Source organism: Halanaeroarchaeum sp. HSR-CO (assembly GCF_024972755.1).
Classification (GTDB): Archaea; Halobacteriota; Halobacteria; order Halobacteriales; family Halobacteriaceae; genus Halanaeroarchaeum.
Genome location: NZ_CP087724.1, coordinates 75,027 through 87,732, shown reverse-complemented (window position 1 = coordinate 87,732; position 12,706 = coordinate 75,027). Strand labels below are relative to the sequence as shown.

General features: G+C 66.8%; 11 protein-coding genes. 5 read left to right on the top strand and 6 right to left on the bottom strand.

Features of this window, described 5'->3' with window-relative positions:
- Window positions 1-7: 7 nt before the first annotated feature.
- Window positions 8-2,536 (top strand): DEAD/DEAH box helicase, encoded by a 2,529-nt coding sequence (locus HSRCO_RS00415; RefSeq protein WP_259518409.1) that lies wholly within the window; start codon window positions 8-10, stop codon window positions 2,534-2,536.
- 27 nt (window positions 2,537-2,563) lie between these two features.
- Here the strand turns inward: HSRCO_RS00415 and HSRCO_RS00410 are convergent, their stop codons facing one another.
- On the bottom strand, window positions 2,564-2,980 hold the full coding sequence (locus HSRCO_RS00410; protein WP_259518408.1) for a universal stress protein: 417 nt from the start codon (window positions 2,978-2,980) through the stop codon (window positions 2,564-2,566).
- Window position 2,981: 1 nt separating this feature from the next.
- A complete protein-coding gene (locus HSRCO_RS00405; protein WP_259518407.1) occupies window positions 2,982-3,590 on the bottom strand; it encodes an Sjogren's syndrome/scleroderma autoantigen 1 family protein in 609 nt (202 codons plus the stop codon).
- A gap of 126 nt (window positions 3,591-3,716) precedes the next feature.
- Here HSRCO_RS00405 and mdh point away from each other — a divergent pair, with 126 nt between their 5' ends.
- Window positions 3,717-4,631: a malate dehydrogenase gene (gene mdh, locus HSRCO_RS00400; RefSeq protein WP_259518406.1), complete on the top strand. Its 915-nt coding sequence runs from the start codon at window positions 3,717-3,719 to the stop codon at window positions 4,629-4,631.
- 94 nt (window positions 4,632-4,725) lie between these two features.
- Here mdh and HSRCO_RS00395 read toward each other — a convergent pair whose 3' ends face one another.
- A complete protein-coding gene (locus HSRCO_RS00395; protein ID WP_259518405.1) occupies window positions 4,726-5,859 on the bottom strand; it encodes a guanosine monophosphate reductase in 1,134 nt (377 codons plus the stop codon).
- A 69-nt stretch (window positions 5,860-5,928) separates the two neighbouring features.
- Window positions 5,929-6,171, bottom strand: coding sequence for a ferredoxin (locus tag HSRCO_RS00390; RefSeq protein WP_259518404.1), 243 nt, complete (start codon window positions 6,169-6,171; stop codon window positions 5,929-5,931).
- A 287-nt stretch (window positions 6,172-6,458) separates the two neighbouring features.
- Between HSRCO_RS00390 and HSRCO_RS00385 the strand changes: the two genes are divergently transcribed.
- Together HSRCO_RS00385 and cgi121 are read left to right on the top strand one after the other, a co-directional pair.
- Window positions 6,459-8,711 carry an ATP-dependent DNA helicase gene (locus tag HSRCO_RS00385; protein WP_259518403.1) on the top strand — a complete coding sequence of 751 codons (2,253 nt, stop codon included), beginning with the start codon at window positions 6,459-6,461 and terminating at the stop codon, window positions 8,709-8,711.
- Window positions 8,711-9,229: a KEOPS complex subunit Cgi121 gene (gene cgi121 / locus HSRCO_RS00380; protein WP_259518402.1), complete on the top strand. Its 519-nt coding sequence runs from the start codon at window positions 8,711-8,713 to the stop codon at window positions 9,227-9,229. Before HSRCO_RS00385 ends, cgi121 begins: the two co-directional genes overlap by 1 nt.
- 240 nt (window positions 9,230-9,469) lie before the next feature.
- On the opposite strand, the gene HSRCO_RS00375 is transcribed toward cgi121, so the two are convergent.
- Together HSRCO_RS00375 and HSRCO_RS00370 are read right to left on the bottom strand one after the other, a co-directional pair.
- Window positions 9,470-10,111: a protein disulfide oxidoreductase gene (locus HSRCO_RS00375; RefSeq protein WP_259518401.1), complete on the bottom strand. Its 642-nt coding sequence runs from the start codon at window positions 10,109-10,111 to the stop codon at window positions 9,470-9,472.
- Between the two features lie 191 nt (window positions 10,112-10,302).
- Window positions 10,303-11,577: a hydroxymethylglutaryl-CoA reductase, degradative gene (locus HSRCO_RS00370; protein WP_259518400.1), complete on the bottom strand. Its 1,275-nt coding sequence runs from the start codon at window positions 11,575-11,577 to the stop codon at window positions 10,303-10,305.
- Window positions 11,578-11,953: 376 nt separating this feature from the next.
- Here HSRCO_RS00370 and HSRCO_RS00365 point away from each other — a divergent pair, with 376 nt between their 5' ends.
- Window positions 11,954-12,700, top strand: coding sequence for a polysaccharide deacetylase family protein (locus tag HSRCO_RS00365; RefSeq protein WP_259518399.1), 747 nt, complete (start codon window positions 11,954-11,956; stop codon window positions 12,698-12,700).
- The last annotated feature ends 6 nt before the right edge of the window (window positions 12,701-12,706 follow it).

The window sequence follows — 12,706 nt, the reverse complement described above, 5'->3', positions numbered from 1 at the left end:
GGCACGAATGCCGAGCAGCGAGACGACCTACGTGACCCACCCGCTCCTCGAAGACGGCGTCATCGAGGAGCGCCGCTACCAGACGCGACTGGTCGACGGCGCCCGGGAGGAACACACGCTCGTATCGCTGCCGACCGGTCTCGGGAAGACGACCGTGAGCCTCCGCATCACCGCGGATCGACTCGTCGACGACGTCGGCGGGAAGTCCCTGTTGCTCGCCCCGACGAAGCCACTGGTCGAACAGCACGCGGGCTTCTACCGGGAGGCACTCGCCATCCCGGACGACGACATCGTCGTCTTCACCGGCGAGACCCGCCCGGACGACCGGGCAGCCCTGTGGACTGACGCCCGGGTCGTCATCGCGACCCCCCAGGTCGTGGAGAACGACCTCGTCGGCGGGCGCATCGATCTCCGCGACGTGGTCCACTGCACCTTCGACGAGTGCCACCGGGCCACCGGCGATTACGCGTACACCTACATCGCCGAGCGGTACCACCAGGACGCGGCCGACCCGCTGGTCACCGGGATGTCGGCCTCCCCGGGAGACGACGAGGAGGCCATTCTGCAGGTGGCGAAGAACCTCGGCCTGACGAACGTCGAGGTGCTCACGGACGAGGACCCCGATGTCGCCGAGTACACCTACGACACTGACGTCGAGTGGAAGCGCATCGAACTCCCCGACGCCGTCATCGAGATCCGCGACGATCTCAACGAGGTCATCGAGGACCGCCTCTCGACGCTCGCCGACCTCGGCGTCACGACCCGGACGAGCCCAGACCTCTCCCAGAAGGACCTCAACGCCATCCGCTCGAAACTCCAGCGACTCATCGACCAGGACGACTCGGCCGGCTACGAAGGGATGTCCATCCACGCGGAGGTGATGAAGCTCAAACGAGCCGTCGAACTGGTCGAGACCCAGAGCGTCGCCGCTCTCGAACGGTACTTCGAGCGCCAGCGCAACGCCGCACGCTCCTCGGGCGCATCGAAGGCCAGCCAGCGATTCGTCTCCGACCCGCGCGTGAAGTCGGCGATGCGCAAGGCCGAGGACTTCGACGACCTCCATCCCAAGTTCCGGCGGGCCCGGATGCTCCTCGCGGAGACGCTGGGCATCGCCGACGGCGAACGCGTCATCGTGTTCACCGAGTCGCGAGACACCGCCGAGGCGCTCACCGACTTCCTCGGCGAGCACTTCGCCACTCGTCGGTTCGTCGGGCAGGGCGACAAGGAGGGCTCCGACGGGATGAGCCAGAAACAGCAGCGCGAGACGCTGGCCGACTTCCGGGCCGGCGAGTTCGAGGTCCTCGTCTCCACCTCGGTGGCCGAGGAGGGCCTCGACGTGCCCGAGGTCGACCTCGTGCTGTTCTTCGAGCCGGTGCCGACCGCCATCCGCTCGGTCCAGCGGAAGGGCCGGACCGGCCGCCAGACCGAGGGCCGCGTCGTCGTCCTCATGGCCGAGGACACCCGTGACGAGGCGTACTACTGGATCTCCCGCCGGCGCGAGAAGGAGATGCAGGCGGAACTCGAGGCCCTCAAAGACGTCGCGAACGAGGTCGAGGGAGCACTGACGAGCGAGCAGGCGTCGATGGAGACCGTCGACGGGAACGGGGAGAACGGCGACGGCGGAGCGGAGACAGAATCCGGACCGCAGGAATCGGATGACCCCGAGGTGGAGGAATCCACTGAGAAGGTAGAATCGCGTCACTCGGCCGCGGATGGCGCGGGGCAGTCGGGCCTCGCGGATTTCGCGGAGCAGGCCGGCGGGAGCGGAGCCGACGAGTCCGATGACGGCGACGCGGGAGCGGGGGCAGAACACGATGGGGCGGGCGAGGACGCGACGATCGAACGGGCCGGTAGCGACGAGGCGGAGACGGTCGAGATCGTCGTCGACCAGCGGGAACTCGACGCCGACATCGCCCGCGACCTCTCGAAGCGCTCCGACGTCGAGACCCGACTCGAGACGCTCGCCGTCGGCGATTACGTCCTGAGCGACCGGGTCGCCGTCGAGCGAAAGACCTTCGAGGACTTCCTCGATACGCTACTCGGGGCCGATCGGTCGCTCTTCGAACAGGTCGGCGACATGACGAGTCACTACGCCCGCCCGGTACTCGTCCTCGAGGGGGACGGCGACCTCTACGCCGAACGCGACGTCCACCCGAACGCCATCAGGGGTGCCCTCGCCAGCCTGGCCGTCGACTTCGGCGTGAGCGTGCTGCGGACCCGCGACGAGGACGACACCGGGGAACTCCTGTTGACCATCGCCCAGCGCGAACAGGAGGTCTCGGATCGCGAGGTGAGCGTCCACGGCGAGAAGACGACGAAGACCCTCGCCGAACAGCAGGAGTACGTCGTCTCGTCAATCGCCGACATCGGGCCGGTGACCGCGCGGACGCTGCTCGCCGCCCTGGGGAGCGTGGAGGGGGTGCTGACCGCCGACAGGGAAACGCTGCTCAACGTCGACGGCGTCGGCCCAGTGACCGCCGACCGGATCCGGGAGGTCGTCGGCATCGACTACGAACCGGACCGACCGGGAAACTGACCGCCGCGACGGGTGGGAACCGCCGTTTCAGGGGACGATAGTCACGGGCACGCGATCCGCTTCGACGACCGTCTCGGCCGCGCTCCCGATGATCGCTCGTTCGAAGGCGCCGGAGCCGTGATGGCCCATGACCACGTGATCGTAGCCCCGATCGGTAACCAGGTGCAGGACCGTCTCCCCGACCTGGTCGGCGGGCCGGAACTCGAGGTCCAGGTCGACGACGACCTCCACGTCGGCGTCCAGTTCGGTCGCGTCGAGGAGGGTCCGGGTCCGGTCCAGAAGGTCGTCGGTGGCCGGCGCGTGCTCGTCGGTCACGTGGAGGGCATCGAGCGTCGCGTCGTACTGGGCCGCCATGCCAGTGGCGAACTCGAGCGCCCGGAAGCTACAGTCCGAGCCGTCGATGGGTGCCAGGATGGCGTCGATGTCGTGTGTCGTCGACGGCATCTCAGCGTGGCAGCGCCCGGAGCGTCTCGGCCGCGCTTCTGGCCGTCTCCAGGTACTCGCGGGCGCGGTGTGGATCCTCGGTCTCGGCCGCCCGCTGGGCGAACCGAGCGAGCGTCCGGGTGAGGGATGCCTGGATCGCTTCGAACGAATCGGCGTCGACCGACGGCCCCGCCTCCGGGCCCTGCTGGGGATCCGCAGAATCCGTCGGTGGCGTCTGTGCTGCGGTGTCTTCCGGCCGTCCGTCGCCCGGTTGGTCCGATGGGGCCTGCTCGGGAGCGCCGGTCTGCACGTCCGCCCCGGAAGCGTCATCGACCTGGCCAGGGGCCTGGTTTTCCTGCCCGGTCCCCGCACTCCCCGGCTCCGAAGCCTGGCCGGCCGCACTCGTCGCCTCGCCGTTCGCCTCGGCCGCCATCTGACAGTTCGGGCAGAACTCCTGGCCCTGATACCGGAAGATGGGGCTCCCACAGGTGTCACAATGCCGATTGGTCATCGTCGCACCCTGCAGGAGGAGTTCGCTCATCCGCTCGGTCGACTCCCGGTCCTCACGGTCCCGTTCGTACTTCTCCCGGAGGCGGCGCCGTTCGGCCTCCTTGTCGAAGTCGTCGCTCATACCGGGTCAAAAGTGTTCGACGGCCTTAACGGTGGCCGACGCCGGGCGAACTGTCGGTTCGACGACCGTGGAATGGTAGCACAATCCGAAGCGTTTAACGCATTTCGCGGGGGTATTTCAAGTGATATGTCGAAGGTCAGCGTCATCGGCGCGGCAGGAACCGTCGGCGCGGCCGCGGGGTACAACCTCGCGTTCCGCGACGTGGTCGACGAACTCGTCTTCGTGGACATCCCCGATAAGGAGGACGAGACCGTCGGGCAGGCAGCCGACGCGAATCACGGCATCGCCTACGATTCGAACACCACCATCGTCCAGGGTGGCTACGAGGCGACCCAGGGCTCCGACGTGGTCATCATCACGGCGGGCCTCCCGCGAAAGCCGGGGCAGACCCGCCTCGACCTCGCCGGCGACAACGCCCCGATCATGGAGGACATCGGCTCGTCGCTGGCCGAGTACAACGACGACTTCGTCTCCATCACGACGTCCAACCCGGTCGACGTCCTCAACCGCCACCTCTACGAAACCGGCGACCGCGAGCGCGGCAAGGTCATCGGCTTCGGGAACCGCCTCGACAGCGCCCGGTTCCGCTACGTGCTCTCCGAGCGCTTCGAGGTCCCCATCAAGAACGTCGACGCGACCATCCTCGGCGAACACGGCGACGCGCAGGTTCCCGTGTTCTCGAAGGTCCGCGTGGACGGTGCAGACCCCGCCTTCTCCGACGACGAGAAGGAGGAGATTCTCGGCGACCTCCAGGAGAGCGCGATGAACGTCATCGAGCGCAAGGGCGCCACCGAATGGGGCCCCGCCACGGGCGTCGCCCACATGGCCGAGGCCGTCCTGCGGGACACCGGCGAGGTCCTCCCGGGCTCCATCGTCCTCGACGGCGAATACGGGCTCGAGGACTCCGCCGTGGGCGTCCCCCTCAAACTCGGTTCGAACGGCGTCGAGGAGGTCATCGAGTGGGACCTCAGCGAGTTCGAGCGCAACCAGCTCGACGAGGCCGCCGAGAAGCTCGCCGATCAGTACGACCAGATCTCCTGAGAACGGACCGCAATCACCCCGGATTGCCGTTTTTTGGATGGTGGTTTCCCGGCGTCAGCAGCGCCGCTGGGCCGCGGTTTGGACCTACGGCCGGTCAGGTGTCGGTGTCCTCGCGACCGCCGTCGGTCTCGACGCCGGACTGCGAGGTCGTCTCGGTCGGGATGGCTCTCGCTTCGCTATCGACGCTGACGCCCTCCCAGTCGTGATCGGCGTGAAACCCCTCCCGTTCCTGGGCGCTCGCGGCGACGCGGATGAACTCCGCGCGCTCCCGGGCGTCGTCGATCGTGTGTCCACCGCAGTACGAGAGCCCGGACCGGATGCCGGCCTGGAACTCCTCGACAACCGTTCCGACCGGTCCCTTGTACGGCGTGAGAGCCTCGACGCCCTCGTCGGCGGTGACGTTGTTTGCTTTGTCGTCGCGGTCCTCTGCTGCAGCCGTGGTCGCCATCCCGCGAGAGCGTTTATAGCGTGTTCCCTGCACCTCCACGATTCTCCCGGGCGCTTCCTCGGTGCCCGCGAAGAGGCTCCCGAGCATCACCGTATCGGCACCCGCCATCAGCGCCTTCACCGCGTCCCCGGAGGTCCGGATACCGCCGTCCGCGCAGATGGTAACGTCGAGGTCCGCGGCGGCCGCCGCACAGTCGTCGATGGCCGTCAACTGGGGGACTCCGGCGCCGGCCACCTTTCGCGTGGTGCAGTGAGAGCCGGGACCGATCCCGACCTTCACGCCGTCGGCCCCGGCAGCCGCCAGGTCCTCGACGCCCGCAGCGGTCGCCACGTTGCCCGCCAGGATGTCCGTGTCCGGGAATTCGTCGGCGAGCGTTTCGACCGCGGCGATCGTTCGCTCCATATGCCCGTGGGCGACGTCGACGACGAGTACGTCGACGCCAGCCTCGATTACCGCCCGACACCGTTCGACGTAATCCTCGTTGATGCCCACTGCCGCCCCGACCTGCTCGCCGGCCTCGATCACCTGCTCGACCTGCTCGGCCTGCTCCTCGACGGTGAGAAAGCGATGGAGCACGCCGATCCCGCCGGCCCGGGACAGTTCGATGGCCAGTTCGGCCTCGGTGACGGTGTCCATCGCCGCGGAGACGAGTGGCGAGTCCAGTTCGACGTTCGGGGTGAGTTGCGTGGAGAGGTCGATATCGCTTCGCGTGTCGACCGGCGACCGTTTCGGAACGAGAAGAACGTCGCCGTAACTCAACCCCGTGCGTAAATCGTTCATGCCCCTTCCTTCTCAGGGCGTCCGACGGTATAAGGTACCCGAACCCATCGTGAGGCCGTAGCGGGCCGTTCAGACGGTCTGTTCGCCGTCCTCGTAGATTTCGATGGCGTCGACGGGGCAGGCGCGGGCGGCGAACTTCGCGTCGAGTTCGGCGTCCTCGGGGACCTCGCGTTCGAAGATCCCGTCCTCGATCTCTTCTGAGTCGAGCAGGTCGACCTTGCCCTCGTCCTGGTCCGCCTCGAATCCCTCGTCCCACTCCGCGACGCACTGAAACATCCCGATACAGGTGTCCCGATCGAGTCGAATCTGCATGGATGGAAAGTCGCACGGGAGGGTGAAAGCGGTGTCGGGGTAGCCCGGCTACATCGATCCAACGCAGATTCTCCAGAGCCAGTCAACCGCCCCGAGCATTCGCCGAGCGAGGGGTTCGAAGAACCCGAGCGAGGCGATTCACCGCGAGCGCTGAGCGCTCGCGGGACGTTTTTGGTCCAGATTTTTGCGAGGAGGGTTCCCGCAGCGAGCGGACGCGAGCGAGGAAACCCGACGAGGAAAAAGGTGGGGCGAAGGGTTAAACCGAAGCACACGCCTACCCTGGTTCGATGAAGGTCACGGACCTGTCGGGACTGCCCGACGGGGTGCCCGCGTTCCTGCAGTCGCAGGGCATCGAGGAGCTCTACCCGCCCCAGGCCGAGGCCGTCGAGGCGGGCGTCACGGACGGGCGAAACCTCGTCGCGAGCGTACCGACCGCCAGCGGCAAGACGCTCGTCGCGAAACTCGCCATGCTCTCCTCGATCGAACGGGGGCGCCAGAACGGAACCGGTGGGACCGCCCTCTACATCGTCCCGCTCCGGGCGCTCGCGAGCGAGAAGGCCGAGGAGTTCGCCGAACTCGAGCAGTTCGGCCTCTCCATCGGCGTCTCGACGGGCAACTATCAGAGCGACGGCGAGTGGCTCGGCGACAACGACGTCGTCGTGGCCACCTCCGAGAAGGTCGACTCGCTCATCCGGAACGGCGCGACGTGGATGCAGAACCTCTCGTGTATCGTGGCCGACGAGGTCCACCTCGTCGACGATGCCAGCCGGGGGCCAACCCTCGAGGTCACACTCGCGAAACTCCGCCAGCGCATCCCCGACCTCCAGGTCGTCGCGCTCTCGGCGACCATCGGGAACGCGGGCGAGATCGCTGACTGGCTCGACGCCGAACTCGTGGACTCGACCTGGCGGCCCATCGACCTCAAGACCGGCGTACACTACGGCAACGCGCTGCACTTCGACGACGGCAGTCAGCGCGAACTCGCGGTCGGATCGAAGAGCCAGACCGCGGCCATCGTCGACGACACCCTGGCGGATGACGGGTCGACGCTCGTGTTCGTCAACTCGCGGCGGAACGCCGAGGCGGCCGCGCGGCGACTCGCGGGGGTCACCGGGAACGGCCTCGACACCGAGGAACGAGCAGCGCTCCGGGAGGTCGCCACCCAGATCCGCGAGGTGAGTGATACGGAGACGAGCGAGAACCTGGCCGACGCCGTCGAGAAGGGCGCCGCCTTTCACCACGCGGGGCTCGCTCGCGAACATCGCAGTCTGGTCGAGGACGCCTTCCGCGACAGGCTGATCCGCGTGGTCAGCGCTACGCCGACGCTGGCCGCGGGGGTCAACACGCCCAGCCGCCGGGTGATCGTCCGCGACTGGCAGCGCTACGACGGCACCGCGGGCGGCATGCAACCGCTGTCCGCACTGGAGGTCCACCAGATGTTCGGCCGCGCGGGGCGACCGGGCCTCGATCCCTACGGCGAGGCCGTCCTGCTGGCGTCCTCGCACGGGGAACTCGAGGAGCTGTTCGACCGGTACATCTACGCCGACCCGGAGCCGGTCCGATCGAAACTGGCCGCCGAACCGGCCCTCCGGACGCACGTCCTCGCAACGGTGGCGACGGGCTTCGCGACGACCCGGACCGCGCTTCTGGAGTTCCTCCAAGAGACGCTGTACGCCTCCCAGACGAGCGAGGTGGGTCGACTCGAAACCGTCACGGAGAGCGTCCTGGCGTACCTCGAGCGAAACGGCTTCCTGGAACGGGAGGGTGACGGGCTGACGGCCACCCCGACCGGCCACCTGGTCTCGCAACTCTACGTCGATCCGATGAGTGCGGCCGAGATCATCCACGGGCTGGAGGACGGCGGACCGGACCCCACGGCGCTCGGGCTGTACCACCTCGTCTCCCGGACGCCGGACATGTACCAGCTGTACCTGCGGTCGGGCGACGACGAAACCTACACCGAAATCGCCTACGAACGCGAAGCGGAGCTGCTCGGTCACGCCCCGACGGAGTTCGAGGAGGCCGAGTGGGAAGACTGGCTTTCCGCGCTCAAGACCGCGAAGCTCCTGGAGGACTGGGCCGAGGAACTGGACGAGGACCGCATCGCCGAGCGGTACGAGGTCGGGCCGGGCGATATCCGCGGGAAGGTCGACACCGCCGAGTGGTTGCTCAACGCCGCCGAACGCCTCGCCGCCGAACTGGACGTCGAGTCGACGACGGCCGTCAGAGAGGCTCGAATCCGCGTGAAACACGGCGTGAGCGAGGAGCTCCTCGACCTGGTCCGGGTGGACAACGTTGGTCGCAAGCGGGCCCGACGCCTATACGACGCCGGTATCGAGTCGCGACCGGAGCTCCGCGAGGCGTCGAAGCCGAGAGTCCTCGGTGCGCTCCGTGGCCGAACGAAGACCGCCGAGACGGTCCTCGAGAGCGTCGGCCACCCCGACCCGTCGATGGACGACGTCGAAGGGGACGAGGACGCCGCCCCCGAGGAACCGGACCGCGACGGCGCCGAAGCCCAGGCCAACCTGGGTGATTTCTGATGCGGGTCGTCGAGGGACGAGTCCACATCGGCGAGGACGCCCCGGCCGAGACGCCAGCCTACGCGTCCGTCGACGCGTTCGTGGCCGAACTCGACGGCGCGAGCCGCCCTGGAACGGCGGTCCAGGCGTTCGACGCCCGGTACGTCGCGGGGCGCCGACACCTCGAGACGGCGGTCGAGCACGCCAATCGGTCCATGGAGCGCGGCGAGAACGTCGCCGACGACCGGGCCGTCGAGATACTCTGTTATGCGGCCGGCCGGCGACAGATCGAACAGGCCCTGGAGATGGGGCTCGAGCCGGGTACGAGTTCGGTCCTCGTCGTCGTCGATGGCCCCGACGAGAAGCGCGTCGCCGAGGAGGTCGAGACCGTCGTCGCCCCCGACGATGCGTTCGGCCAGACCGACCCCAACCTGATTGCAAACTACTTCGACGTCACCGACCCCGAACGAGCCGCGTCGGACGCGTCGCTCCAATCGCTGGTCTGCGAGCGGGTCGCCCTCCTGGACGTCGAGAAGTGAGTTCCAGTGGAAACCAAGGGGTGGAAAGTCGCCGCAGTACTGCGATTATCTCACTTCGACTGCAACCGGGACCCGGGGAGGGGAACCGACGGGTGGCAGTCTCCAGTCGAAACGGCGCCCGCGGATGGCTGACGGGTGTATGACGATCGTCATACGGTACTGGCGCGGTAGCCCCGGACGGATCGCCGATAGGGGTCGCTCGGTGGCGATGGATCGAAGAAACCGATTGCCGTTTCGTCGTTAGTTGAGCGAGCGCTGGATCTGCTCGAGGAACTGTGCCTCGGGCTGGGCGCCGGTGAACTGTCCGTCGTGATCGTTGATGTTCACCTGCGGGACGCCCTGGACGCCGAACTCCTGGGAGAGCTCCATGAACTCCTGGGCCTCCACCATCTCGGAGGTGATGTTCTCGTTCTCGATGGCGAACTTGTGGGCCGTCTCGACCGCCCGCGGGCAGTGCGGGCAGGTCAGCGTGACGAAGACCTTCAGGTTGACTTCCTCGTCGATCTCGGCCAGTTCGGCCTTGATGTCGTCGTCGAGACCCGTCTCGCCGGTGGAGACCGCGACGATGTCACGGACGTAGGCGCCGAACTCCTGGCCCGACGGAATGCCGAAGTACTGGACGCCCTTCAGTTCGCCGTCGGTCAGGACGGTGACCGGACCGCTGCCGTGGCGTGCGGCGTCGTACTCCTCGGCGAGGGCGCTGTCGAGGTCGTGGACCTCGACGGTGAAGTTGTCTGTCAGTTCTTCCAGTTCCTCGTTGAGTTCGACAGTGTCGTCGCAGTATTCGCAGTCGTCGGTGAAGATGTACGCCGTAACTTCCTCGGACATTTCGGCGAAGACCTCCTCGACGTCGCTGCGGTTCTGATCGGAGAGTATTGCCATCTGTATCCAACACTATACCACCCACAGCATAAATGTGTTGGGCTTCTCGATCGATCGAATCGGACGGGAAGTCGCATTTTCGGACGGTTACCTCGATGTAACCCCGATATTGTGGATGGTATTCCACCAATTCGTGCGAGATAGTACCATAGCAACGGCAGACAATATTGTGCGTCCCGTTACGAACCGAATCAGGACGTCAACTCGTCGATGAGCTCCTCGGCACGGTCCTGGCGGACGGCGTCCTCCTCGACCATGCGTTCGGCGACCTCGTCGACGATCTCGCCGGGAGCGCCAGCCTGGATGGCGATGTTCTTCGCGTGGAGGCTCATGTGGCCTTGCTGGATGCCCTCGCTGGTGAGCGCGCGGAGGGCGGCGAGGTTCTGTGCCAGACCCACCGCCGCGAAGACGCCGGCGAGTTCGTCGGCGGAGTCGACGTCGAGGATCTCCATGGCCGCCCCCGCGACCGGCTGGAGCTGGGTCGCACCGCCGACCGTGCCGACCTGGATCGGCAGTTCGATGGCACAGGAGAGGTAGCCGTCCGCGTCCACCTCGTAGGTCGTCAGGGAGTCGTAACCACCCATCGCGGCGTAGGTGTGTGCGCCGGCCTCGATGGCCCGCCAGTCGTTGAACGTCGCGGTCGTCACCGCGTCGATACCGTTCATGATGCCCTTGTTGTGGGTGGCCGCACGATACGGGTCGCCCTCGGCGAACGCCCAGGCGTCGACGATGCGGTCGCGAACCTCTTCGCCCGTGAGGTCGCTGTCGTCGTCGGCCAGCATCTCCGGCGGGACACGACAGGTTGCCCGCGCGAGACGACGGTCGGCGAGGTTCGAGAGGATACGCAGTTCGACGTCACCACCAGTCAGGTCCTCTATCTCGGGGGCGAGCGCCTCGGCCATCGAGTTGACCGCGTTCCCGCCCATCGCATCCTGGACGTTCACGATGAGATGGGAGACGACCATCTCGCCCCGGGGCGTGTCGATGACGCGGACCTCGACTGACTCACAGCCACCGCCGAACTTCACGAGGACCGGGTCCTGTTCGTTGGCGAGTTCGATGAGGTCGTCTTCGGCCTGGAGGATGCGCATCTTCGCCGCGTGGGGGTCGTCGACGTCCACCGCCTGGATCTGCGCGATCATGATGGGGCCGCTGACGTCGGTCCGGAACCCACCCTCCTCGCGAGCCATCCGTGCGGCGTACGACGCCGCTGCCACGACGCTGGTCTCCTCGACGGCCATCGGCACCAGTGTGTCCTCGCCGTCGATGCGGAAGTTGGTCGCGACCGACAACGGGTACTCGAGGGTGCCGATGACGTTCTCGCTCACCGTATCCGCCCGGACGTCGTCCAGTCCGACGCCTCCGAGCGCTTCGACGGCCTCCTCGGAGAGGTCGGCCAGTTCGGCGATTGTCTCGCGTCGGTCCTCGACGGATAGCTTGTAGAACCCGGAGATTCGGGAGTCCATGCTACTCGGCTACAGTGTGCCGGGAAAAAAGCGTTTACACACCGCGGCGTCGGAGCGCCGGTTTACCGTCGACTCGGTCGGCGTCGTCGATCAGCGGGACGAGTTCGCGAACCTGGTACCGAGCCCCCGTGGTGTCTGGGGCTCCTCGCATCGCCGAGATCGGTCACGGTGGCGTTCGCCCTCGTCGAGTCACGACGCGGTGTTCGGACCGAAATCGATCGGGAAGGCGTGGACGGCGTGGGTCCAACCGATCATCGGCATCTCCGCGTGTCGATCCGTGCGTCGTCCGCGCGCCTCGGCCACCGCGGACACATCGCGTTCGGTCACGTCCAGTCTGGAGGTATGCGGTTTATGAAGAGGGGGTCCCAATCGATCGATGATGAAAGACGTTTCCGACCTGCGACAGCGGGAAGTCGAGACGTATTTCGAAGTGATCGCCGAGAAGGGGCAAAACGACCGGTTACGAACAGCCCGGGCCTTCCACAATCTCGGCGAGTGGACCCACGACGATTACGTCCGCCTCGCCGATCGATTAGCCGCCGAGGGTGCCACGAGCAGTTTCTCCTTCCTCGGGCGGGAGGCCGAGCGGTTCGCCGACACCATCGCGTATCTCGACGATGCCGGACACGAGATCGTCCTCCACGGGCACCGACATCTGGCCTGTGAGACCATCGAGTACGACCTCGTCAGAGAGAACCTCACCAGAGGCTACGAGGCGATCGAAGCGGCCGCCGGCGTCACACCCGAGGGGTTTATCGCCCCCCGACAGACGGTGAACGAGGCCACGCTGCGAGTCGTCGACGAACTGGGTCTGAGTTGGGTCCTCGGTCGCACCGATGCCGAAGTTCCCGCGGACCTCGCGTTCCGGGAGCCGGCCCATCCATACGATCTGATCCTGCTGAACGAAGGCGCCGACCCGAAAACGGCGTTCGAACGACTCAGCGAACAGGCCGAAAACGGGGCGATGATGCTCTTCCATCCGAACATGCTCGAATACTACGACGCCCTCGAGGAGTACTGGGCGTGGCTCGCGGAGACGGGTCCATCGACGGTGGGAACGGCGTTCGAATCGGGGGGCGTGGGACTGATTACCGACGCGATGCGGCCGATGCGGATCGAGTGATTCGCG

What these genes read in the sequence shown, in the direction of transcription:
- HSRCO_RS00385 (WP_259518403.1), top strand. Translation starts at nt 6,459, where the DNA reads ATGAAGGTCACGGACCTGTCGGGACTGCCCGACGGGGTGCCCGCGTTC.
- HSRCO_RS00390 (WP_259518404.1), bottom strand. Translation starts at nt 6,171, where the DNA reads ATGCAGATTCGACTCGATCGGGACACCTGTATCGGGATGTTTCAGTGC.
- HSRCO_RS00395 (WP_259518405.1), bottom strand. Translation starts at nt 5,859, where the DNA reads ATGAACGATTTACGCACGGGGTTGAGTTACGGCGACGTTCTTCTCGTT.
- HSRCO_RS00415 (WP_259518409.1), top strand. Translation starts at nt 8, where the DNA reads ATGCCGAGCAGCGAGACGACCTACGTGACCCACCCGCTCCTCGAAGAC.
- cgi121 (WP_259518402.1), top strand. Translation starts at nt 8,711, where the DNA reads ATGCGGGTCGTCGAGGGACGAGTCCACATCGGCGAGGACGCCCCGGCC.
- HSRCO_RS00405 (WP_259518407.1), bottom strand. Translation starts at nt 3,590, where the DNA reads ATGAGCGACGACTTCGACAAGGAGGCCGAACGGCGCCGCCTCCGGGAG.
- HSRCO_RS00375 (WP_259518401.1), bottom strand. Translation starts at nt 10,111, where the DNA reads ATGGCAATACTCTCCGATCAGAACCGCAGCGACGTCGAGGAGGTCTTC.
- HSRCO_RS00410 (WP_259518408.1), bottom strand. Translation starts at nt 2,980, where the DNA reads ATGCCGTCGACGACACACGACATCGACGCCATCCTGGCACCCATCGAC.
- HSRCO_RS00370 (WP_259518400.1), bottom strand. Translation starts at nt 11,577, where the DNA reads ATGGACTCCCGAATCTCCGGGTTCTACAAGCTATCCGTCGAGGACCGA.
- mdh (WP_259518406.1), top strand. Translation starts at nt 3,717, where the DNA reads ATGTCGAAGGTCAGCGTCATCGGCGCGGCAGGAACCGTCGGCGCGGCC.
- HSRCO_RS00365 (WP_259518399.1), top strand. Translation starts at nt 11,954, where the DNA reads ATGATGAAAGACGTTTCCGACCTGCGACAGCGGGAAGTCGAGACGTAT.